This is a genomic window from Campylobacter sp. VBCF_06 NA8 (genome assembly GCF_027737825.1).
GTDB lineage: Bacteria > Campylobacterota > Campylobacteria > Campylobacterales > Campylobacteraceae > Campylobacter_B.
Genome location: NZ_JAOVUB010000001.1, coordinates 88,016 through 110,685, shown reverse-complemented (window position 1 = coordinate 110,685; position 22,670 = coordinate 88,016). Strand labels below are relative to the sequence as shown.

Here is a 22,670-nt window from a genome sequence, read left to right as displayed (position 1 = left end):
TCTTTATGTTACTTCTCGCTTTTGTTTTAATTTTTTTAAATGCTTTTTTTGTTTTATCTGAATTTGCCCTTGTTAAAGTTCGACGCTCAAAACTCGAAGAATTCGTTAAAGACAAGGTCGCAAACGCCTCACTCGCTCTAAAAATGACAAACTCAATCGATACCTACCTAAGCGCCTGCCAAATCGGCATTACGCTGGCTTCCCTCGCCCTTGGTTGGATAGGCGAGCCAGCCGTAGCTAGCCTAATCCGCAAACCACTTGCTAGCCTAAATTTAGGCGAGGCTAGCGTGCATACCGTGGCTGTGATTATCGCGTTTAGTATCATTACGACACTGCATATCGTCCTAGGCGAGCAGGCCCCAAAACTAATCGCAATCGCAAAATCCGAAAAAATCGTGCTTTGGATAGCTAGACCGCTTTATTGTTTTTGGGTTTTGTGTCTGCCTGCGATTAAGGCGTTTGATTTCGTCGCATCAAGCGTGGTTAGGCTCTTTGGAATCCGCGCGGTCAAAGATAGCGAGGTCGCCCACTCCGAAGAAGAGATCAAAATCATCGCCAGCGAAAGCCTAAAAGGCGGTGTGCTAGATAGCGTAGAGACCGAAATCATCAAAAACGCCGTGGATTTTGGCGATACTGTGGCAAAGGAGATTATGACTCCGCGCAAGGATATGGTCTGCCTAGATAAAAACGAAAGCTACGAAGATAATTACCGCGTAGTTTTGGAGTCGAAATTTACCCGCTTCCCATACATCGACGGAGGCAAAGACACGGTGCTAGGACTAATTCATATCCGCGATATCATGCAGCAAAACGGCGAGAAAAACTTCGATAAAATCGTGCGCAAACTCATCATCGTGCCAGAAAACTCCCCGATAACGAAAATTTTATCAATGATGAATAAAGAGCGCATTTTCGCCGCCCTTGTCATCGACGAATACGGCGGAACGGCGGGGTTTTTGACCATGGAGGACATAATCGAGGAAATTTTTGGCGAGATCGAGGACGAATACGACGATATAGAGCAAAATTTCACCCGCATTGACGATAATACTTACGAATTTAAAGGTCGCTTCGAGATCGAAAATGTCGAGGAGATAATGGAAATTGCCTTTGACGATGAGACCGAACAGCTCACGATCGGCGGATATGTCTTTAATCTCTTTGGTCGTTTGCCAGAAAATGGCGATGAGATAAGCGACGAAAACTGCGATTACACCGTGCTTGCGATGGACGGCACCTCGATAGCCTCGCTTAGGGTTAAGAAAAAAGAAAATTAAAAGGGCGAAAATGGATAATGTAATCAGATTTAGCGTTTCACTGCCAGAGGAGCTCTTTGACGAGCTAAACTCGCGCGTGCATAGCAGGGGCTATCCTAGCAGGAGCGAGTATATCAGAGACCTAATCCGCGAGAAAATCGTAAATGATAAATGGAGCGAGGAAAACAGCGACAAAGAGGGGCTTGGCGTGATTTGTATAGCGTATTCGCACCACCAAAGCGACCTGCTCGAAAACCTAATCGAGCTCGAACACCACGCTAAAATCGATGTTGTCTGCACGAACCATATCCATGTCGATCACGACAACTGCTTAGAAACCATAAATGTGCGTGGCAAAATGGGCGAAATCGAGAAATTTAGCGCCAAAATCGGCGGACTTAAAGGTGTGAAATTTTCGCAACTTGTCAAAATTGCAATTACGAAAGCGTGAAATTTGGAATTTTAAATTTGAAATTTGGCGCGGAATTTTTAAATTTTGCTTTTTAGTGTCATTGCGAGAATTTTGCTTTGCAAAATTCGAAGCAATCGCCAAATTCAAAATTCCCGCGCCAGTATCTAGGTTTGCGAAGCGAAATTTTTCTAAGTTACTCCACAGCGTTTAAGAAAATATAGTAAAAATTACTAGATTTTTTCGTGACATCAAATGTCCAAATATCGCTTTTTTCGCTATTTTCTTTGCGCGAAAACGCACTATTTTGGCCGAAATTTTTCTCAAATTCGCTAGCAAGCCCTTTGCAAATTTCGTCATTTTTATCTATTGCAATTTCTACTTCGTGGGAGCCAATGGTAGCGTATTTGGCGCAGTTTTTACCAGCTACGGCGATAGGGTTTGGGATATTTGTCATTTGCTCGACTTGGTTTTCAAATTTTCCCATAGCAGTGTGGTATGCGTAAAAATCATCAAGCAAGACCGAAATCCTTCTTAAACCATTTAAAATTTCTACTCTTTCGCGTGGGAGCTTCGCCATAATTTTTTCGTTCGCTTCGCTTACGGCGTTGCTAGCATTATTGCACTCGACCGCGTCTATATAAGCCACAGAGCCCGTTTTCGCGCACTCTTGCACCCTTGCCTTAGCGATTTGCAAGTTTGCCGCGAAGTATTCATAGCTTCTTGGCCCTTCATCCGCATACCCACACACAAAACCCATAGCCACAAGGCTTGGGATTAAAATTTTTTTCATTTTTTCTCCTTTATTAGATTTTCGACGCAGTATCACAAATTTGCACTAGCAAAATTTCACTCAAACGCCCTAAAATGCGCCTCATCTGCGAATTCTAGCATCTCTTTATCGCCCCTGCTATCGCCATAAGCGATGATTTTTTCAAATTCGCTCAAATCATAAGCTTCCTTTATACGCGCCACCTTTTGCGCCCCGTAGCAGTTTAGACCCTCGATTTCACCGGTGATTACGCCACCTTTTTTCTCAATTTTTGTGCCCAAAAGTTCGAGCCCATTTTCTTTGCACCAAGGGGCTAGCCAATCCTCCAAAGAGGCCGTTACAATGACGACCTTATCGCCATTTGCGATATATTCTTTGATTTTTGCCATGGCTTCAAATTTGATAATATCTTCAATGTGCGTGGTGGAGTATTTTTTGCAAATTTTGGCGAATTTATCCACGCTCATACCGCCGAAAAAATGCACCATTAACCGCCTGCGCGTGAAATTATTCGAACAAAGCCCAAGCTTGTAGCCCAGCAAAATAGGACTAAGCCTAAAAATCCCGCGAAAAAATTTCTTAAACCCCACGACATAGGCGATAAATTCGAGCAACGAATCGTCTCTGGTAATCGTCCCGTCGAAGTCAAAACAAACTAATTTCATAAAAATCCTTTTGGCTAAATTTTACAAAACTAGAATAAAAATTCGGAAATTTTATGGTGTGTTAATAGCCGAATTTACGGGAAATTTACCAAATTTTGCAGGCAAAATTTAGCTATCGCAAATTCTAAACACTGCGCCGAAATTTTTATTTCGCTAAATTTTGTTTTTTAAGTGTCATTGCGAGCCCACTTTGCGGGTGTGGCAATCTACAAAATTTAAAATTCTAACCGCGCAAATGGCAGAATTTTAAAAGTCAAATTTAATGAAATTCAAAATTCTGCCATTTGCCCTGCCGTTAATTTCGACTTTGTAGATTGCCACGCTGTGCTTTCGCACGGCTCACAATGACACTTAAAAACGAATTTGACTAAATTTTGAATTTCAAAATTCAACGGAATTTCTCTGGATTGCTTCGCTTCGCTCGCAATGACAGCAAAAAGAAAATTTTAAGGGCAGTATTTCAAGGTTGCGATAGCGGAATTTAAGGAGTAAAATTTAGAAAAATTTGAGCAAAATTCGTGCAAAATTTAGCCAAATTTCGCACGAATTTTAAAATTTACGAATTAGTTTTCGACATGCGTCTGCGCGTGGTCGGGTCTAGGTAGCGTTTGCGCACGCGGATATTTATCGGAGTAACCTCGACTAGCTCATCTTCTTCGATCCACTCTAATGCGCGCTCCAAATTTAGGCTTCTTGGCGGAACTAGCTTAATCGCGTCGTCGCTACCGCTAGCGCGGACATTTGTCAGGTTTTTACCTTTGATAGGATTGACATCTAGGTCGTTTGGACGGCTGTGTTCGCCGATAATCATACCGACATAAACCTTGGCTTGTGGAGCGATAAATAGCACGCCACGATCTTGGAGATTCCATAGGCTATATCCCAGCGCAACGCCATTTTCCATGCTAGTTAGTGCGCCATTTTGGCGTTTTTCGACTGCACCTGAAAACGGCCTAAACTCCAAAAAGCTGTGATTCATAACGCCCTCACCACGAGTATCGGTCAAAAACTGGCTTCTAAATCCGATTAGCCCACGAGCAGGGATTTCAAACTCGATTCTAGTTTGACCATCGCCTGTTGGGTTCATCACCTTCATTTCAGCTTTTTTGCGGCCGAGTTTTTCGATAACTGTGCCTGTGCAATCATCAGGAGCGTCGATTACTAGGTGCTCGAACGGCTCGCATTTCACGCCGTCGATTTCTTTGATGATGACCTCTGGGCGACCTAGGCAAAACTCAAATCCCTCACGGCGCATGTTTTCAGCCAAAATCGTGATTTGAAGCTCGCCACGACCGCTAACCTTAAATTTACCCTCGCCGACATTTTCGTATCGCATTGCGATATTTGTTTTCATCTCCGCTGCCAAGCGCTCATCGATTTTGTTTGAAGTTACAAATTTGCCCTCAGTTCCCGCTAACGGCCCGTCATTTACGCTAAAAATTACGCTTAGAGTTGGCTCTTCGATATGAAGCGCATCTAGTGGCATAGGATTAGCAGGATCTACCACGCTATCGCCTACATCAAGCGCGTCAAATCCAGCGATAGCGACGATATCGCCAGTGCCGGCGTTGTCAATATCAATACGCTCCAAGCCGTTAAATCCGATAAGCTTCGAAATTCTGCCAGTTACCTTTGTGCCATCAGCCTTGGCAAGCATTACGCTTTGATTTTTTGAAATTCTACCATTGAAAATTCTAGCAATTCCGATTTTACCGACATAGTTGTCGTAATCGAGAGTGAAGACTTGAAGTTGCAAAGAGTTTTCATCGCTACCGCTTGGGCTTGGCACATGAGATAAAATCGTCTCGAAAAGTGGCTTCATATCGACATTTTCATCGCTTAGATTGTGTTTAGCATAGCCGTTTTTTGCCGCAGCATACACGACTGGGAATTCGAGCTGTTCGTCGTTGGCATCAAGTGCGACAAAAAGGTCAAAAATCTCATTTACTACGCGATCTGGATCTGCGGCTGGTTTGTCGATTTTATTTACCACGACGATTGGGCGAAGTCCCAGAGATAGGGCCTTTTTAACGACAAATTTGGTTTGTGGCATTACACCTTCTTGCGCATCGACGAGCAATAAAACGCCATCGACCATTTTTAGCACGCGCTCGACCTCGCCACCGAAATCCGCGTGGCCTGGGGTGTCGATGATATTGATCTTCGTATCGCCGTAGCGAATAGCCGTGTTTTTCGATAAAATCGTGATTCCACGCTCTCTTTCGATATCGTTGCTGTCCATTACGCGCTCGCCGACCTCTTGGTGCTCGCTAAATGTGCCTGATTGTTTCAAAAGTTCATCTACGATAGTGGTTTTTCCGTGATCGACATGGGCGATAACTGCGATATTTCTAATATTTTCCAAATTTTACTCCAAAATTTTATGTTTAAAAACTGATGATTATACACTAAAAATTCTTAAATTCTAAGAATACTCTTTGACCTCATTTACCAAATACTCATACACTCTTTGCTGGATTAAAGCGTCGTTTTCATCATCGCTAATGAGGCGTCTAAGGTGCGAGAAATCGATCTTTTTGACATAGCGAGGCGCATTTTTTATCTCTTTGTCGATTTCTACTAAAAGCGAGTCTAAATTTAGACTTTTGTAGGTGTGGGCCTTTTGGATATATTCGCTCACAATCGATACCAAAACCCCCACTCTGCGCGAATCGTCGCTGTAAATTTCGCTTGCGATTTCGCGCAGGTTTTCGTAATCCTCATCGGTTTGCTTTTTTTTAGCAAGTAGCATTGCAGCGAAAATTTTCGCTCTAAATTCGATAGAGCGGTGATGAGAAATCGAAATTTCACGAAAAACCGAAAAAATATAATCTTTTAAATTCATTTATAACCTTATTTTAAGAAACTTTTAATTATAATCCAGTTCGCCCTTTCTTAGACCTGTGCAACGGTTTTTAAAAACACCGCTTCAGGGTGGGAACACAGCAGAGCACTTTTACCTATCGTGTGCCGCAGTCATCTGGGAAGGGGTTTTAAAACTCAACCCTATCCAATCCAAAATTTTCGATGAAATCATCACAAACGCTGTGAAAATCGACGCCTTCTATACTTTTATTTCGTCTGAAATTTTCGAGCATTGAGTTGTAGCCACTGACTAATTCTTTGCTTTTCACACCATAGCTTATCGAAATTCCAGCCTCGAAAAACGCGGCTAGTTTATCGCAAAATTTAAGCGCCCTGCCATCAATTGCGCGAAATTTATCCTCGTTATACGCACCAAGCGAGCCGTCTGCGAAATTTGGCTTACCTCCAAGCTCGTAAATTCTGTTTTCAAACTCATCTTTTATAAATTTCTCGCCGTCGTTTCTAATGCCCAAAATATAGCTAAACTCATCTCTGATATGCTCTGGCACAAAGGGCAAAATTTTATCATCTATTAGGCGCATTTCGTATTCGCTGATGATGTCGCTAAGCCCAGCCACGCCGTATTTTACGGGGCTGATGATATCGCGGGTCAGGCTTTCAGGCAGATCGTGAAAAAGCGCGCAGTAAAAATTATAAAAAATTCTACTCTTGCACGCGCCGACTTTTAGCGAGTAAAAATAGCTTAAAATCGCTACGATTAGCATGTGGCCTAGCACGCTAGTCTCAGGTATGCGTGGGGTTTGTGCCCAACGCTTTTGAAACCTTAGCCTACCGCTAAGATCTACAATTCGGGCTAGTTTTTTATTCATTACGATTTTTCGCACGCCGATTAGCTCATAATAATCCTCTAATTCCTCTTCGACCTTAAATTTAAGCTCTTCGATATCGTTTAAAAACTGGCTAGTTTGATAAACGATATTAAATTCCCACCTCGTAGCCAGATAACTTGCCGCCTTTAAAATGAGCTTTTCTTTTTCGTGCGAGTAGCCGTTTTGATAGGCTATAAATCGTTTCAAAAATTCGCCATCTTGCACGCTAGAAAGGTCGTTTTCGAGCTGTGAAAGAACCCATTTGTTAATTTGATCTTTTTTACTTTTTTGAATTTGGTGAAAGACATCTGGGCGGATATCAGTTACTACGATGCGTGAGAGAAAATCAAAAATCCCAGCCTCGATGACATAGCTCATATCAATATCGCGCTCGAAACTAGCGATAAAATATGCGATTATAAATTTGTGCGCTTGTTTGTCAAGCTCGACTAAATTTACCATTTTTGGGTAGTCGTTCCAGCGCGAAATACTCGCACTTTTAAAGATTTTTTCTACTAAATTTGAACTTATCATTTGTAAATTTTATCCGAATTTATTTCAATCACGGTATGCACATTTCCGCGCGGGTTAAAGTCAGCCACGATTTTTAGGTATTTTGGTTGCAATTTTTCTTGCAAGGTAGCGTAAATTTCGTTCGCGCTGTCCTCGTGGGAGATGTAGCGATCCATAAATGAGTTAATGTAGAGTTTGATTGCTTTGAGCTCTACGACAAATTTATTCGGTATGTATTCTAAATATATCGTCGCAAAGTCAGGGTATCCTGAGCGCGGACAGCGGCAACAAAACTCCGGAAGCGTGATTTTGATCAAATAATCATTTTCGTGTTTATTTGGCCAAATTTCCATTTTTTCTATGTCAAATTCTTTTATCTCTTTTTCGCCATAACGCATTTTATTTCCTTAAATTTATAATATCTTCTGGTTTGCCTACGCAAAAACCCTGCACGAAATCGACCCCAAGCTCGTAGAGTTCGTCTTGGAATTTCGGCTTATCTACAAAGCGAATAATGCTTTTAATGCCCGATTTATGGCACATTTCGTTTAGTTTCATAAAAACATTTTTTATTTTTTCGTTGCCTAAATTTTTATTATACTCGATATCATAAATCACAAAATCAATATCGAAAAATTTAAAATACTCAAAACTCGCGTTCGCACCGCCAAACTGGCTAAGTCCAAAGCTAAATCCAAGCTCTTTAAATTTAAGCAAAATTTCGGCAAATCGCTTTGTTTCAGAGTAAATTTCTTCTTCGTTAAATTCCAAAACAATCTTGCTTGGATCGATTAAATTATTGTCAATTAGCTTTAAAATTTCGTTGCGAAACTCGGCATTTCGCAGTGTCTGAGGCATGATTTCGATAAAAATTTTATGCTCGATATCTTTAAAATAGATAATGCGCGAAATTTGCTTAATCATCGCAATATCGTATTTGATATCGTAATTATTAAAGTGCAAAATATCAATAATTCGGCTTTTTGTAACCTTATCGCCGGTTCTAAGATCTAGTTTTGGGATTAAGTTTATATGCGATTTGACGCCATTTTTATCGGCGACATATTGAAATTTAAAGCTAAAACTCTCATTGTCAATCGCATCAACGACATCTTTGTTAAAATCATCGAGCAAAATTTTATTTAGATCAATATTTTCGCTGGATTTTTCCTCTTCGACCTCTTTGCGATTTATCTTAAAAAATAGCGCGTTTGTGATATTGCTGAGATTTTTGTCATACGAAGTAGGCATGATTTCAAATTCGGTTTTAATCTCGATATTGTTTATGCTTTGGTTTGAAATTTTATGCTCGAACATCTTCAAAATGTGCGTTAAATTCGCCATTTTGCCGTTAAGCCCAAAGATAAAGTGGCCGTTGATAAAACGCCCAATATGCAAATTTTTAAAGCCCTGATTTGCCATAAATTTCGCAAATTCTTTGCAAAAATTATACAAAATATCATCGCCGTTTTGATAACCATATCTATCGTTGATATCGGCGATATTTTTGATACGAAGCAAAACCACATGGTTGATTTTGTTTTTTTTCATCTGTTTTTTTAAAATTCGCTCGATCTCATCGCGCACGAATACATGGCTGACTGGATCGATTAGCGTCTTTTTAAAACCAAAGTAAATTTGATAAATTACATAATACACATAGCAAATCAAAAGTAGCGAAAAAAGTATCACATCATCGCTATTAAACTCACCGTTTTTGAACATCGTATATCCAAAAGCGATAAGCAGGAGTGTAAAAGGCACTGAAATTTTAAGTGCCGTTATAAATCTGGTTTCGCGCTCTTTTTGCTCTGAGACTAGAATTACTTCGTTTTCGATAAATTTACCCATTAAATGTCCAAATTCTTAACATCTTTTGCGTGGTCTTGGATATAGTTTCGCCTAGGCTCCACTTCATCACCCATAAAAAGGTTAAATGTATCGCTAGCGCTTTGCGCATCAGCTATACCCACGCGAAGCAAACGACGATTTTCCTTGCTCATCGTGGTCTCTCTAAGCTGATCAGGGTTCATCTCGCCAAGACCTTTGTAGCGTTGAATATACGCACCTTTTTTCGAATTTCGCTCTATCTCGTCCAAAACCTCGATATAATCCCTGCCAAAATCGACCTCACGCTCTTTGATTAGCCCATATACGCGGATCGCTTCGGCAAAAATATGATTTGTAAGCAAGGCTTCGTTGATATTTAGTTGCTCCAAACCATTTGGAGTTTGGACATAGATACGAATTTCACTCTCGCTGACATTTGAATTTAAAATATTAAATCCCTCGCTCTCTAAGCGCGCCTTAATCACTTCAAAAAGCGCAGAATATTCCATAGAGCGCGCTTCGTCGTTTTCGATTAGATATCTAATCGCAGAAATGACGCTAAAACGCTTTTTAAGCTCGTTTAAAAGTGAGCGGTAGTTTGAAACGATTTTTAGAAAATCGATTAAATCTTGGTTGCCAATTCCTTCGAATTCGCCCATATCGATACCAGTTTCGATCAAAAATTCACTCAGTGCGCGCTCATCTTTTAGATAAATTTCTTTTTTGCCCTTTTTATATTTGAAAAGTGGCGGTTGAGCGATATAAACATAGCCGTTTTCGATAATCGGACGCAAATAGCGGAAGAAAAATGTCAAAAGAAGGGTCTGGATATGGCTACCATCGACATCGGCATCTGTCATAATGATGATTTTGTGATAGCGAAGTTTATCAGCATTAAATTCCTCGCCCACACCACAACCAAAGGCGGTTATCATGTTTTTGATCTCTTCTGATTGTAAAATTTTATCCAAGCGCGCTTTTTCGACATTTAAAATTTTACCGCGCAAAGGCAAAATCGCTTGAAATTCCCTATCTCTACCACCTTTGGCAGATCCGCCCGCACTATCGCCCTCGACAAGGAAAATTTCACTCATACTAGCATCTTTGCTGGTGCAATCAGCGAGTTTTCCTGGAAGTGTGCCGACTGAGTTTATGTTATCTTTTTTTCTCGTTAAATCGCGCGCTTTTTTCGCTGCTTCGCGACCACGGGCTGCTAAAAGAGCCTTTTCCATAACCGCGCGTGCTTCGTTTGGGTTTTCTTCGAAATATTTGCAAAGCACCTCAAAGGTCATTTTTTGCACTATTGGTTTGACATAGCTCGAACCAAGTTTGCCCTTAGTTTGACCCTCGAATTGCGGTTCAGGCACTTTGACGCTTACGACTGCGATTAGGCCTTCTCTGACATCATCGCCGGTGATTTTGGTGTCTTTTTCGCGTGCGGCTGCGTTTGCTGCGATATAGTTTGTGATAGCGCGAGTTAGTCCCGCTCTAAATCCAGCTTCGTGCGTTCCGCCGTCTGGGGTTTTGATATTATTAACAAAGCTTAATAATTTTTCATCGTAGGTTGAATTATACATTAGCGCGATATCCACAGCGACATCTTCGACGCTATCGCTAAATGAAACTGCCTTGCTAACGGGTGAGGCTTTGTTCATATCAGTTACGAAGCTCTCTAATCCACCCTCGAAATGAAAGCTCTCATTTCTGCCGTCTCTTTGGTCTTTAAAATTTATGGTAATTTTTGGGTTTAAATATGCTAATTCTCTAAATCTTTTTGACAAAGTATCGGCATTAAATTCTAAAATTTCAAAAATTTCGCCATCTGGCCAAAATTCCACAGTCGTTCCAGTGCGGTTTGTGGATTTTATGATTTCTAAATCGGTAGTTGGCTTGCCTTGGGCGAATTCTTGGCGATAAACATTGCCTTGGCGTTTGATTGTAAGCACAAGCTTTGATGAGAGCGCATTTACGACGCTCACACCTACGCCATGAAGTCCGCCTGATACTTTATAAGTGTCTTTGTCAAATTTACCACCAGCGTGCAAAACGGTCAAAACCACAGTCGCTGCTGGCAAATGCTCTGTGGGGTGCATATCTACTGGGATTCCACGGCCATTATCTGTAACAATACAGCTGCCCTCGCGTGTGATTTCTACATCGATAGTATCACAATACCCAGCCATAGCCTCGTCGATAGAGTTATCCACAACCTCATAAATCATGTGGTGTAGTCCGCCAATATTTGTATCTCCGATATACATTCCTGGGCGTTTTCTAACCGCTTCAAGACCTTTTAAAACTTTAATATTTCCTGCACCGTAATTTTGTTGTTCCATTAAATTTTCCCTTAAATTTCTTAAATTTTATTAATCGGCATTACGACCGTTTTTAGCTCGCCTGAGCTTAGCACAAATGCTGTTTCTGAGTTGTTAAAATCTAGCTCAAACATATCGTCCTCGACGCTGTTTAGAAAATCGAGTAAAAATCTGTTTTTAACGCCAAAAATCAAATTTGATGAAACTGCGATATTTGCCTCGATTTCGGCTTTTGCCTCAGAATTATCCTCGTTAATGCTCTCAAAAATAATGCCATCAGGCTTAATCGTAACCTTCATTTCCTCGCACATTGCGTTGATTGCTTTTACGCCACCGACAAATTTATCTCGTGGTAAAATCACTTTAAAATTTGTCTCAGTTGGGATTACGCGCTCATAATTTGGGAATTTTCCGTTGATTAGTTTTGTGAAAAATTCGAAATTTTCGCTCACTGCTAAAAGGACATTTTCGTCATAATAAATTTCAATTTTATCTGAAAATAGCTTTTGAATTTCGCCAATTGCCTTTTTAGGGATTAAAATTTGGGTATCTTTTTTGGCAAATTCGCCCATATTTGTATTTAGAACAAAGACACTAAGGCGTTTTGTATCAGTTCCGACTAGATTCAAATATCCGTCTTTTACATCAATCAAAGCTCCGTTTAGCTCGTATTTTGGATTGTTTGTATCGATTGAAGAGTATATTTTTTTAAGACTTCTACCAAGCACCAAAGCATTTACATTAAAGCTGTTTTTACCCTCGATTGTAGGGAAATTTGGGAAATCTTTTGAGTCAAACATAGGGAGTTTGTATTTTAACTTTTTTTGTTTTACAAAAAGCGCTCCGTTCATTGTCTCTAATGTAACATTTTCGTCCCCTAGACCCTTGATTACACTAAGAAGTTTTGAGCCATTGGCTGTGGCTTCGCCCTCTTCTTCAATCATAGCATAAGGCAAAACATAGCTAAGGCCGATTTCGTGATCTGTGGCCTTGATACTAAGCTCGCCATTTCTAGCTCTGATTAAGATGTGAGAAGTAATCGAGCTTAAATCCTTTTTGTCAAGGTAAGGATTGGTGTTTGAAACAATGTCTTCTAAAACCTTTTTTGCAATTATGACTTTCATAGCTGTCCTTTAAATTTTAAATTTTTGTTTTTGTTATAGTAGAGTGTGGGATTTAGTGAATACCCCGCGCAAATGCTGAATTTAGCGAAATTTGCTTTGTGAATTAAATTTGCCATTTTATTCACCATTATTCACAAATTTTGATTTTATTTCATATTTTTTCATTATTTTCCTTTTGGGTTATTTTGTTTTTTAACTCTTCGATTTTGATTTTAAAAAATTCATCTTTCTCAATCGTTTCGTTGATTTTTTTGATATTTTTGCTAATCGCACTGTGATCTTTGAGATTAAAATACGACGCGATTTTTGGCATTGAATTTTTGGTTAAAATTTTGGCTAAATATATGCAAATTTGGCGCGCTTCGATGACATTTTTGGCCCTTGTTTTGCTTTTTAGCTCGCTTGGTTTGACATTTAGCTCTTTTGAAATCACGCTTATAATCTGCTCCAAATCGACATTTTGATAGTGTTCTTTGATCTGATCTTGAAGCGTGGTTTTGGCAAATGCTAAATCTATTTTGGCATTTACAAGCGATGAAAATGCGTTTAGTTTGTTTAGTGCGCCCTCGATTTCGCGGATATTATCGCCCATATTCGCGGCGATGTATTGTATGACATCGTTTGGGACATAAAAATTATTTTCTTCGCTTTTGCGTTTGATGATTGCGATTTTGGTCTCTAACTCTGGCGGCATGATATCAGCGATTAGCCCGTCGCTAAATCTCGAAATCATACGCTCCTCAAAGCCTTTTAGGTATTTTGGCGCGATATCGCTGGTTAGGACGATTTGGCATTTTTTTTCTCTTAGTTCGTTGAAAGTGAAGAAAAACTCCTCAATCGTCGAGCTTTTGCCTACCAAAAACTGAATATCATCGATTAGCAAAATATCGCAGTTGCGGTATTTGTGCTTGAATTTATCCATTGTTTGATTTTCTAAATTTGAGATAAATTCATTTACAAACTGCTCGCTGGTTACGCAAATGACGCTTAGATTTTTTTTGATACAATGATTTGCGATTGATTGGAGCAAATGGGTCTTGCCAAGCCCGCTAGGTCCGTATAAAAACAGCGGATTATACATTTTATTTCCGGGGTTTTTGGCGGCACTGACTGCGCTGGAAAATGCGAGTTTGTTCGAATCAGCCACGACAAAATTTTCAAATGTGTAATTATCATTGACAATCGTGCTTTTTGGCTTGTCTTGCGGAATCATTTTTGAAATTTCTTTTGGGGAAATTTTGGCTTTTGAAGTGATTTTGACCGTGATATTGCTAACGCCAAATTTTTTAACTAGCGCGTTTTTGATCCTTTCAGCGTATTTAGTCTGTATGTATCTAGCCACAAGCTCGTTGTTTGCGTGATAAACAAAGAATTCAAAGGTAGAGTTCTTTTCATTAAATTTTAAATTTTTGATGTATCTTTCGTAATCAAGCGGTGGAATTTCGCCCGCTAAACTTAATAAAATTTCTTGTGGTTGAGTTTCTGACATAAATTTTCCTTTGTTTAATCCTTAATTTTAGCAAAATTTCGCTAAATTTGTGTTAAATTTATAAAGTAATTCACAAGTGAATAAGGCGTGAATTAAAGTGAAAGATTGTGATGAAAATTTTAGGAATTGATCCGGGGACTAGAAATTTAGGCTATGCGATTTTAGAAAAAAATGTGAATAAAATTTCGCTCGTCGAAGCAGGTTTAGTGAAAATGAAGGCCGAAAATGTGCAGTTTCAGATGACGCAAATGGCGGAGGCGATTGATCTTATATTTTCGCAGCACAAAATCGACGAGGTCGCAATCGAGAGTATGTTTTACGCCTACAATCCCCAATCCGTGCTAAAACTAGCGCAGTTTCGCGGGGCTTTGGGGCTAAAAATTTTGCAAGTTTATGGCAACTTCGCCGAATACACGCCACTTCAAATCAAAAAATCCGTAACCGGCAAGGCAAAGGCCGCAAAAGAGCAGGTCGCCTTTATGGTCAAGCGAATACTAGGGCTCAAAGGCGAGATCAAACCGCTCGATATAACCGATGCTATCGCGGTTGCGCTCACTCACGCAAACGCTATGAGAGGGCTGGAAAAATAAAAGGGGTAAAAAAGTGAAAATCGCACTAGCGCAGATTAAAAGCGAAATTTTAAAATTCAAGCAAAATTTATCCAATGCGCGAAATTTGGCTTCGCAGGCGAGGGATTGCGATATTATCGTATTTCCTGAGACATTTTTAAGCGGATTTGCGCCTGAAATTTTTAGCCAAATTCCAGCAAAGCAAAACGAAAAAGCGCGCGAATTTTTACGCGAAATTTCAGCGCAAAAAGTCGCAATCGCTGGGCTAGCACTGAACGAAAATGGCGAAATTTACAACCGCGCCTTGGTGTATCAAAATGGGCGTGAAATTTATCATTACGATAAAATTTTTCTTTTTTCAAATTCAGGTGAAAATAAATTTGTCCGCGCTGGCGATAAATTCGGGCTTTGTGAAATTTCGCAGGGCGGAAAGCCCATAAAAATCGGACTTGCGATTTGCTATGATTTGCGATTTGGCGAAATTTTCCGCTACCTTGCCAAAAATGGCGCGCAAATTATCTTTGTCATCGCGCAGTTTCCGCACTCTCGCATAGAGCATTTCCGCACTCTCGCGCGGGCTAGGGCGATTGAGGCGCAGTGTTTTTTAGTAGCCCTAAATAGTGCCTCTGGCGGGCATTCGTGCGTGATTAGCCCTGAGGGAGAGATTTTGTGCGAGCTTGGAGTGGGGCAAGAAAGTGAAATTTGCGGTATTAATCTAGCCCAAATTTCGCTAGTTCGGGCTAAAATAGATATTTTAAAAGATGAGCGAAAAGAGATTTTAAAGGAGATTTTATGAAGGATTTAGTTTTTGTAATCGATATGGTAAATGGTTTTGCGAAATTTGGCGCAATGGCGGATCCAAACATCGCTAAAATCGCACCCGCAATCGCTTCGCAAATCCGCAGAAGCGCAGGCGTGCATTTCATTTGCGACGCGCACGGCGAGCGGGATTTGGAGATGAAACGCTACCCAGCGCACTGCATCGAGGGCTCGCCAGAGGCCGAAATAATCGATGAACTCGCCGAATTTGCTACTCCTCAAAACACTACCAAAAAACGCTCGACAAACGGCTTTTACGCCCTTGATAAGGCTATTTTGAGCGAATTTGATAGATTTGTGATTACGGGGTGCTGCACGGATATTTGCGTTTTGCAATTTGCCCTTGCGCTTCGCACATATTTCAACGAAAATGACATTAATAAGGACATTGTCGTGCCAAGCGAGTGTGTGGCGACATACGACGCGCCAAATCATGAGCGCGAGTATTATGAAAAGTGCGCGTTAAATTTAATGAAAAATGCTGGAATTTTGGTGATTTAAGTTAAATTTGGCGCGAATTTGCGCCAAATTTGCCAAATTTATTTCAAATTTGCTTTAAAAAATTCTTCAAATTTATCAAACGGAATTTTTTTATCATACAAATCCGTATGACTTGCCCCCGGCACGATAAAAAGCTCTTTGTTTTTGCTTCCAAGCTCTTTAAATGCGTCCTCGCTAAAATATCGTGAGTGCGCGACCTCGCCGTGAGCTACCAAAACAGGCGCCCTAAGCTCGTTAGCGTAGGTTAAAATTTTATCGCTCATACGCGCTAACGCGTCTGTTTTGCTCCAAAAATGCTCTTTTGAATTGATTGCGCGCTCGTGGTAACCGCGAGGTGTTTTATAATACAGCGCGTAGTCAGCGACAAATTTTGGCGTTTGCTCGGTAATGGTTTTAGGGTCGATATTTCCGCTTGGCAAATACTCTACCTCGCCCTTTTCAAAATCCGTCCAGCGTTGTAAATTTAACGCCTTTTTGGCTTCATATCGCTCGTTTTCACCCACGCTGTCGTTGTATCCTTTGGCGGTTACACGCGTCATATCATACATCGTAGTAACTGCGACGGCCTTTATGCGAGTGTCGCTGATAGCGGCATTTAGCGCAAATCCAGCCCAGCCACAAATGCCTAAAATTCCGGTTTTTTCTCTATCGACGAAGTCTTGCACACCTAGATAATCCACAGCCGCGCTAAAATCCTCTGTGTTTATATCAGGGCTTGAAATGTCGCGCACATCGCCACCGCTCTCGCCTGTGAAGCTTGGATCAAACGCCAAAGTTACGAAGCCTCGCTCGGCTAGGGTTTGCGCGTGAAGTCCGCTAGATTGCTCTTTGACTGCACCATAAGGGCCAGAAATGGCGATTGCAGGGAGTTTGCCACTCATATTTTTTGGAGTGTATAAATCCGCAACGATTACAATTCCGTAGCGATTTTTGAAAGCTACTTTTTTGTGATTTACTTTGTCGCTTTTTGCAAAGGTTTTATCCCACGCACTCACTACATTTTTTGGCATATCTGCTTCGCCTTTGGCACTTGCAGTGGTGGCCAAAATGGCCCCGAGAGCTAGTGAAATTAGGACTTTTTTCATATTTTCTCCTTGATTGAAATTTAGTGAGAAAATTTTAGCAAATTTAAGAAATTTTAGTTAGAAAGATTATCCAAATTTATTGCCTAATTCTGCAAATTTTAAAATTTATTTAGGGTTAAATTTTGAAATTTAACCCTAAAAATTTATAAAATTATCGCAAAAATTACGCCAAAGATGATTAGCGGTATATTGAAAAATATAAATGTCGGCACGCAGGTATCCCAGATATGGTTATGCTCGCCGTCGATGTTTAGCCCAGCAGTAGGGGCTAGCGTGCTATCGCTGGCTGGACTTCCAGCGTCCCCCAGACCTGCTGCCACACCGATGATAAAAATCGTCGCAGCCACGCTAAATCCAAGTTCGGCTGCTAGCGGACAATAAATCGTCGCGATAATTGGAATCGTGCCAAAGCTAGATCCAATTCCCATTGTTACAAGAAGCCCTATGCCTATCATTAGCATGGCTCCGCCGATTTTGCCGCCACTTAGGCTAGCTACTGCGCTTACTAGCTCGCCCACACCGCCTGTTTCTTTGATAATCGTGCCAAATCCGCCAGCTACAAGCATTAAAAACGCGATGTATCCTAGCATATGCACGCCTTGGTCGAAAATGCTATCTAGCTCGCCCCATGGAATACCGCCTAAAAGTAGCATTGTAAGGATTCCAGCCAGAGCGGCAAATGGCATTGAACCAGCGTCGATTTGGATTACCATGCTAAGGACAAGTTGAGCGATGAAGCACACTATAATCCCAGCTAGCACGCCCCACTCTCGTTTTTGCATTTTAAACTCCTCAAAATGCGCCTCAATGCTCTCTTTGGTTTGAGTATAGCTTCGTGGCTTGCGGTAGTAAAGCATGGCCAAAACAAGGCCAATTACCATAGGTATGGCACTCATCCACATGACCCCAGCGATATCGCTGATACCCACATCCATGCCGTTTTTGCTCATCTCTTTTTGGATAATTCCCATAAAAATCAGACCAAATCCCACAGGAAACGCCATATACGGGGTTTGCAAACCAAATGTCAGCGCGCAGGCTATGGCGCGGCGGTCGAGTTTTAGTGAGTTCATAATCTTTACAAGTGGCGGGATTAGTATCGGGATAAATGCGATATGAACAGGGATTAAATTTTGCGATAAACACGAAATAAAGGCAATCATAGCGATGAAAATAAATTTTTTATCGCTGATAAATCCAGCCACGCTTCGCACCAAAATCGCCGTTAAATTTGTCCGTGCTACGGCACTTGCGATGACGCCAAGTAGGATATACGATAGCGCAGTTTCCAAGTTTCCGCCCATGCCGACACTGCCAGTTTGTGGGTTGCCGTTGATGAAATAGCCTATGGCGTCCATTAGCGGGATATGGCTAGTCAGCACCGCGCAAATCGCGCTGATTAGGATAGCTAGCATGACATTACAGCGAAGCAAACACAAAATACTCATCAAAAGTATGCTTAAAAACACTGGGTTGCTTAACATTTTTTGCCTTTGTGTGAAATTTGAGGCAAATTATATTAAATTCAAGGCAAATTTACGCTAAAATCGCTCAAAAAAAGGAAAAATTTGCGTTATTTTTATTCATCATTTTTTATATTTTTTGTAGCTGTTTTGGTAGGATTTTGGCTAGGCGGGTTCGCTGGAGCGTATATTTGCGCGCTACTATCTATTTTAGAAATCAGCCTTAGCTTCGATAATGCCGTGGTAAATGCAAAGGTTTTAGCGGATATGAACGCGATTTGGCGCAAAAGGTTTATCGTGTGGGGCATACCTGTGGCGGTTTTTGGTATGAGGTTCGCATTTCCGATTATCATCGTAAGTGCTGCTTCGCATTTGGGGCTTTTTGAGAGCCTAAATTTAGCACTAAACAACCCTGCGCGGTATAGTGAAATTTTAGAAGAAAACAAAGACGGCATTTACATTTTTGGCGGGGCGTTTTTGATGATGGTGTTTTTGAGCTTTTTCTTCGACGATGAGGACAGAGAGCCTTGGATACGGGTTTTAGAAGAAAATGCTCTGGTAAGAAGGCTTAAAAATTTCCCAAAATTTGAAATTTTACTCGCTGTGATTTTAGGCGCAGTTTTGGCTGTTTTAATCCCCTCAAAAACGGCGATTATCGCATATTTTAGCGCGATAATTTTGTTTATTTTGATAAAGTCGTTTGATAAAATTTTCAGTTGCAATGGCGTTAGAAACGGCCTAAACGGCTTTATTTACCTCGAAATGCTAGACGCTAGTTTTAGCTTTGACGGCGTGATTGGGGCGTTTGCGCTAAGCAACAATATCTTTATCATCATGCTAGGACTTGGGGCTGGGGCGATGTTTGTGCGCTCGCTCACGATATATTTGGTCGAGCGTGGCACGCTGGCGAAATTTATCTTTTTAGAACACGGCGCGCATTATGCGATTGGCACGCTTGCAGCGATTATGTTTATCAAGCTCGAATTTGAAATCAGCGAGGTGATAACCGGCACGCTGGGGATAATTTTTATTTTTTCTGCCTTTGTTTGCTCGATTTTGTATAACAGAAAAAATGGGTAAATTTACCACGATTGCAAGAAATGCGAAGCATTTCCGTAAAAATAAAACCAGCTAAATTTAAAGCTTCGCTTTAAATTTAGCCACTTCTAAGGTTTTACAGGGGTGGGGGTTGGTAAGGGGGATGGTAGCGTCTCCTAAAAAGCGCGCCCTCCCACTTACAGAGAATTTCAAATTTCGCTTAAAATTTAAAAAATCGTTCAATGCTAAATTTAAGTAGAATTTTGAATTTAAATTTCTCTGGATTGCTTCGCTTCGCTCGCAATGACAGCAAATTCGCGCACTTTAAATTTTATGCTCGTAGATTGACTTCGCCTACGGCTCGTCCAAACCTGTCGTGCTTCGCACGCCACCGATACGCTTGTTTTGCTTCGTCGCTTTGCTCCTCGCAATGACAAATTAGGCAGAATTTACGCTCGATTTGTCATTGCGAGAAAACGAAGTTTTCGAAGCAATCTACGAATATAAAATTCAGGGGCGATTTTTTGCAAAATTTTAAATTTTATGGATTTAGCAAAATTTGCGCACAATGACAAATTAAGCAAATTTAGCTTACAACCACGATAAAATCGCCATTTACACGGCGATTTTTGATGGTTCCATTGGTTTGCTGTAAAAAAATCCTTGCATGTATTTTATACCCATGCTCTCCAAAATCGTCGAAATTTGGTGATTTTCGACATATTCTGCGATGATTTCGTAATTTCTGTTTTTCGCAAAGGCTGTGATAGTCTCCACGATCGCGCGCGAGCTCTCATCAGCTACGATATCTTTGATGAGTGCGCCATCGATTTTGATGAAATCCACATCGAGCGTCAAAACGCGGTAGTAGTTCGAATACCCCGAGCCAAAGTCGTCGATAGCTATCTTGCAGCCGCGGTTTTTGGCTGTGGCGATAAACTTTCGCAGGCTATCGTAATCGTCGAATTCCTCGCTCTCTAAAATTTCGATAAAGAGATTTTTCGCGTTTTTTGCCTTTGCTAATTTTTCTTCCAAAAGTGCGCGAATTTCGTTGTTTGCGATATCGAAAAACGACAAATTTATACTAAATTTCGAATTTGGGAAATTTTCGATTAGCCTAAATGCCTCCTCGATTACGATTTTTGTCAGCGAAGTGTAAAGTGAGGCCTGTTTTGCGACATCCATAAACTCGCCCGGGTGCCTGACCTTGCCAGAATCATCGATTAGACGGATTAAAATTTCATAGACAAGAGGGACGAAATTTGTCCTTTGCGTGCCGTATTCCCTGCCGTTTGGATCTGATTTTGAGATATCGAAAATCGGCTGGACTAGCACGAAGACATGGTTTGTTTTGATTGCTTGCTGGATTGTATTTATCATAAGCTGGTTTTGGGTGTATTTTAGCTCGATTGGGTTGTTTGGGCGGTAATACTCCAAATTCTCGTTTTTTTGCTGTGCTTCATACATCGCCATGACCGCTTGAAACACCCTTGTAGCGCGATTATTGTCTTTGTTGCTACTTACGCCAGCCACGACATTTATCGTTACGCTTATGTCACCAGCTTTGGTCGCGATTTTAGTCTGTTGGTTTGTAAATTTTGCGATGATTTTGCGCACATGATTTGCGACAATAATTCTATTATCGATATTTTCTTTGCTAGCTTTATGAACGGGATAAAATAGGCAAAATTCATCGCCTTGCATACGAAATGGCTGGGCTGGGATTTGTTCTGTGGCCAAAAACAAATCAAGCGACCTTGCAAATACCTTTATGATTTGGCTAGTAATATCGCTAGAATAAAATAGTCTAAGATTATCAAAATTCGCGATTGTTAGGTAGATGATATAGCCTTCTATCTCTGGTTTGATTATCCTTTCATTTAGGGCTAGTTCGCTACCGAAATTTGTCATTTTATCGACATAGCCTTGTTCGAGCAGGGTTTGCTCTGCTGCTGCTAGGCTAGCTTGCATAGCCTCATTTGGGCGCATATCTTTGATAAAAACGCCATAGTGCGGGTATTTGGACTTTTCGTCTAATTTTGAGAGCTTTATTTTGGAGTTAATCGGCGTGCCATTTTTATCTAGCAAACGCAACTGCTGCGTGAAATATCCAATCTTATCGCTTTCTTCTTTAAGTTTTTTTTCGAATTTGGCATGGTCCTCGCTAGCTGCGATTATGCCGATATCCTTGCCTTTTAGTTCGTCTAGTTTGTAGCCAAACATTTCGGTTACTTGCTTGTTAGCGTAGGTGATTTGAAATTTATGATTTAGCAAAAACACGGCGTTTTCGTCCCTATCGACTAGGGCTTTGTATGGGCGGAGTTTTTGTTTTTTGCTGATTGCATCTGAATTTACCATGTAAGTGATGAGCAAAAATGTCAAAAATATCGCGGTAAAAACCATAGTCATTTCGGAAAACGAGTTGTAAAATTCGGCGTTGAAATTCGCAAATTTTTCCCTTAAATCCTTGAATTTGCCGTTGATTGCGCTTTCATTTTTGGTGATGATTAAATTTAGCTTAGTGAGATTATCAAGCACCAAATTTGCGTTTTTTAAGAAATTTTGCTCGGTTAAATTTTGCGGAGTTATGTATTTTATTTTTTCTTTTATGGCGTAAATTTCGGTGTAGTTATTGTAGTTTAGCTGCGTGATTTGTGAGAAAATATTTACCACTTCGTAGCGTGAGTTTGGGTTGATGTATTTTTGCTCTATCGCGTGCAAGATAACGCTATTTTGCGAATTTAGCGCGCCTAGCTCGTCGATGAGTTTGATTTTTTCGGCAAAAGCTGTTTTTAGATACTCGACATCGTTGCTAAATGAATTATCCAAAATCAGCGGATTTTGCCCCAGCGTATCTAGGGTGTTATACACGACTTTCATATTTTCGTTAATCGAGCTAAAATCGCGGCTAGGTTTATCAGAGGCAAAGAGCGTATTTAGCCTAGTATTCGCATCATAAATCATCGTCATTTGGCGTGTTACGGCGTTGTAGTCGGAGACATTTTTTAGCGAAATAAAGTAACTTAGCGCGAAGCTAAGGCTTATTATCATGATAATACTCATGATTATCCAGTTTATGGTGTCTTTACTAATTTGGTTAAAATTTGAAAATAATTTTTTCATCATA

At 40.6% G+C, this 22,670-nt stretch carries 19 protein-coding genes and 1 other RNA gene; 7 read left to right on the top strand and 13 right to left on the bottom strand.

From position 1 onward, the window contains the following. Nucleotides 1-5: 5 nt before the first annotated feature. Both OFO10_RS00615 and nikR read left to right on the top strand, forming a co-directional pair. A complete protein-coding gene (locus tag OFO10_RS00615; RefSeq protein WP_270864646.1) occupies nucleotides 6-1,277 on the top strand; it encodes a hemolysin family protein in 1,272 nt (423 codons plus the stop codon). 10 nt (nucleotides 1,278-1,287) lie between these two features. Further along, complete coding sequence (nikR, locus tag OFO10_RS00610; RefSeq protein WP_270865704.1) at nucleotides 1,288-1,707, top strand: nickel-responsive transcriptional regulator NikR; 420 nt, start codon at nucleotides 1,288-1,290, stop codon at nucleotides 1,705-1,707. Between the two features lie 154 nt (nucleotides 1,708-1,861). On the opposite strand, the gene OFO10_RS00605 is transcribed toward nikR, so the two are convergent. The 4 genes from OFO10_RS00605 to OFO10_RS00590 form a co-directional block, all read right to left on the bottom strand. Continuing rightward, nucleotides 1,862-2,458 carry a hypothetical protein gene (locus OFO10_RS00605; RefSeq protein WP_270865703.1) on the bottom strand — a complete coding sequence of 199 codons (597 nt, stop codon included), beginning with the start codon at nucleotides 2,456-2,458 and terminating at the stop codon, nucleotides 1,862-1,864. A gap of 56 nt (nucleotides 2,459-2,514) precedes the next feature. Further along, the gene (locus tag OFO10_RS00600; protein ID WP_270862638.1) at nucleotides 2,515-3,102 is read right to left on the bottom strand and encodes an HAD-IB family hydrolase; all 588 of its coding nucleotides are present in this window, start codon (nucleotides 3,100-3,102) and stop codon (nucleotides 2,515-2,517) included. A gap of 556 nt (nucleotides 3,103-3,658) precedes the next feature. Further along, nucleotides 3,659-5,467: a translational GTPase TypA gene (gene typA, locus OFO10_RS00595; RefSeq protein ID WP_270865702.1), complete on the bottom strand. Its 1,809-nt coding sequence runs from the start codon at nucleotides 5,465-5,467 to the stop codon at nucleotides 3,659-3,661. A gap of 60 nt (nucleotides 5,468-5,527) precedes the next feature. Next, the gene (locus OFO10_RS00590; protein ID WP_270858641.1) at nucleotides 5,528-5,947 is read right to left on the bottom strand and encodes a hypothetical protein; all 420 of its coding nucleotides are present in this window, start codon (nucleotides 5,945-5,947) and stop codon (nucleotides 5,528-5,530) included. Nucleotides 5,948-5,994: 47 nt separating this feature from the next. Here OFO10_RS00590 and ffs point away from each other — a divergent pair. Further along, nucleotides 5,995-6,092: signal recognition particle sRNA small type (gene ffs / locus OFO10_RS00585), an RNA gene on the top strand. Between the two features lie 3 nt (nucleotides 6,093-6,095). On the opposite strand, the gene OFO10_RS00580 is transcribed toward ffs, so the two are convergent. From OFO10_RS00580 to dnaA, 6 genes are all read right to left on the bottom strand, one after another. Then, on the bottom strand, nucleotides 6,096-7,331 hold the full coding sequence (locus OFO10_RS00580; protein WP_270864643.1) for an HD domain-containing protein: 1,236 nt from the start codon (nucleotides 7,329-7,331) through the stop codon (nucleotides 6,096-6,098). Continuing rightward, nucleotides 7,328-7,708: a preQ(1) synthase gene (queF, locus tag OFO10_RS00575; RefSeq protein ID WP_270858643.1), complete on the bottom strand. Its 381-nt coding sequence runs from the start codon at nucleotides 7,706-7,708 to the stop codon at nucleotides 7,328-7,330. Before queF ends, OFO10_RS00580 begins: the two co-directional genes overlap by 4 nt. A gap of 1 nt (nucleotide 7,709) precedes the next feature. Further along, nucleotides 7,710-9,161, bottom strand: coding sequence for an EAL domain-containing protein (locus OFO10_RS00570; RefSeq protein WP_270865701.1), 1,452 nt, complete (start codon nucleotides 9,159-9,161; stop codon nucleotides 7,710-7,712). Further along, the gene (gene gyrB / locus OFO10_RS00565) at nucleotides 9,161-11,476 is read right to left on the bottom strand and encodes a DNA topoisomerase (ATP-hydrolyzing) subunit B (protein WP_270865700.1); all 2,316 of its coding nucleotides are present in this window, start codon (nucleotides 11,474-11,476) and stop codon (nucleotides 9,161-9,163) included. The genes OFO10_RS00570 and gyrB overlap by 1 nt, the downstream gene beginning before the upstream one ends. Nucleotides 11,477-11,496: 20 nt before the next feature. Next, nucleotides 11,497-12,579 carry a DNA polymerase III subunit beta gene (gene dnaN / locus OFO10_RS00560; protein ID WP_270862632.1) on the bottom strand — a complete coding sequence of 361 codons (1,083 nt, stop codon included), beginning with the start codon at nucleotides 12,577-12,579 and terminating at the stop codon, nucleotides 11,497-11,499. A 151-nt stretch (nucleotides 12,580-12,730) separates the two neighbouring features. Beyond that, nucleotides 12,731-14,068: a chromosomal replication initiator protein DnaA gene (gene dnaA / locus OFO10_RS00555; protein WP_270865699.1), complete on the bottom strand. Its 1,338-nt coding sequence runs from the start codon at nucleotides 14,066-14,068 to the stop codon at nucleotides 12,731-12,733. 110 nt (nucleotides 14,069-14,178) lie between these two features. Between dnaA and ruvC the strand changes: the two genes are divergently transcribed. From ruvC to OFO10_RS00540, 3 genes are read left to right on the top strand one after another with little or no spacing between them, the layout of a single operon-like run. Beyond that, nucleotides 14,179-14,658 carry a crossover junction endodeoxyribonuclease RuvC gene (gene ruvC / locus OFO10_RS00550; protein ID WP_270862630.1) on the top strand — a complete coding sequence of 160 codons (480 nt, stop codon included), beginning with the start codon at nucleotides 14,179-14,181 and terminating at the stop codon, nucleotides 14,656-14,658. 13 nt (nucleotides 14,659-14,671) lie between these two features. Continuing rightward, on the top strand, nucleotides 14,672-15,433 hold the full coding sequence (locus OFO10_RS00545) for a nitrilase-related carbon-nitrogen hydrolase (RefSeq protein WP_270865698.1): 762 nt from the start codon (nucleotides 14,672-14,674) through the stop codon (nucleotides 15,431-15,433). After that, nucleotides 15,430-15,957: a cysteine hydrolase family protein gene (locus OFO10_RS00540; RefSeq protein ID WP_270865697.1), complete on the top strand. Its 528-nt coding sequence runs from the start codon at nucleotides 15,430-15,432 to the stop codon at nucleotides 15,955-15,957. Before OFO10_RS00545 ends, OFO10_RS00540 begins: the two co-directional genes overlap by 4 nt. Before the next feature lie 38 nt (nucleotides 15,958-15,995). On the opposite strand, the gene OFO10_RS00535 is transcribed toward OFO10_RS00540, so the two are convergent. Continuing rightward, nucleotides 15,996-16,967 (bottom strand): alpha/beta hydrolase, encoded by a 972-nt coding sequence (locus tag OFO10_RS00535; protein WP_333721402.1) that lies wholly within the window; start codon nucleotides 16,965-16,967, stop codon nucleotides 15,996-15,998. A 218-nt stretch (nucleotides 16,968-17,185) separates the two neighbouring features. After that, nucleotides 17,186-18,526: a Na+/H+ antiporter family protein gene (locus OFO10_RS00530; protein ID WP_270865695.1), complete on the bottom strand. Its 1,341-nt coding sequence runs from the start codon at nucleotides 18,524-18,526 to the stop codon at nucleotides 17,186-17,188. Nucleotides 18,527-18,610: 84 nt separating this feature from the next. Between OFO10_RS00530 and OFO10_RS00525 the strand changes: the two genes are divergently transcribed. Then, nucleotides 18,611-19,585 (top strand): DUF475 domain-containing protein, encoded by a 975-nt coding sequence (locus tag OFO10_RS00525; RefSeq protein WP_270865694.1) that lies wholly within the window; start codon nucleotides 18,611-18,613, stop codon nucleotides 19,583-19,585. Between the two features lie 573 nt (nucleotides 19,586-20,158). Here the strand turns inward: OFO10_RS00525 and OFO10_RS00520 are convergent. Then, the gene (locus OFO10_RS00520) at nucleotides 20,159-22,666 is read right to left on the bottom strand and encodes a sensor domain-containing phosphodiesterase (RefSeq protein ID WP_270865693.1); all 2,508 of its coding nucleotides are present in this window, start codon (nucleotides 22,664-22,666) and stop codon (nucleotides 20,159-20,161) included. Between the last annotated feature and the right edge of the window lie 4 nt (nucleotides 22,667-22,670).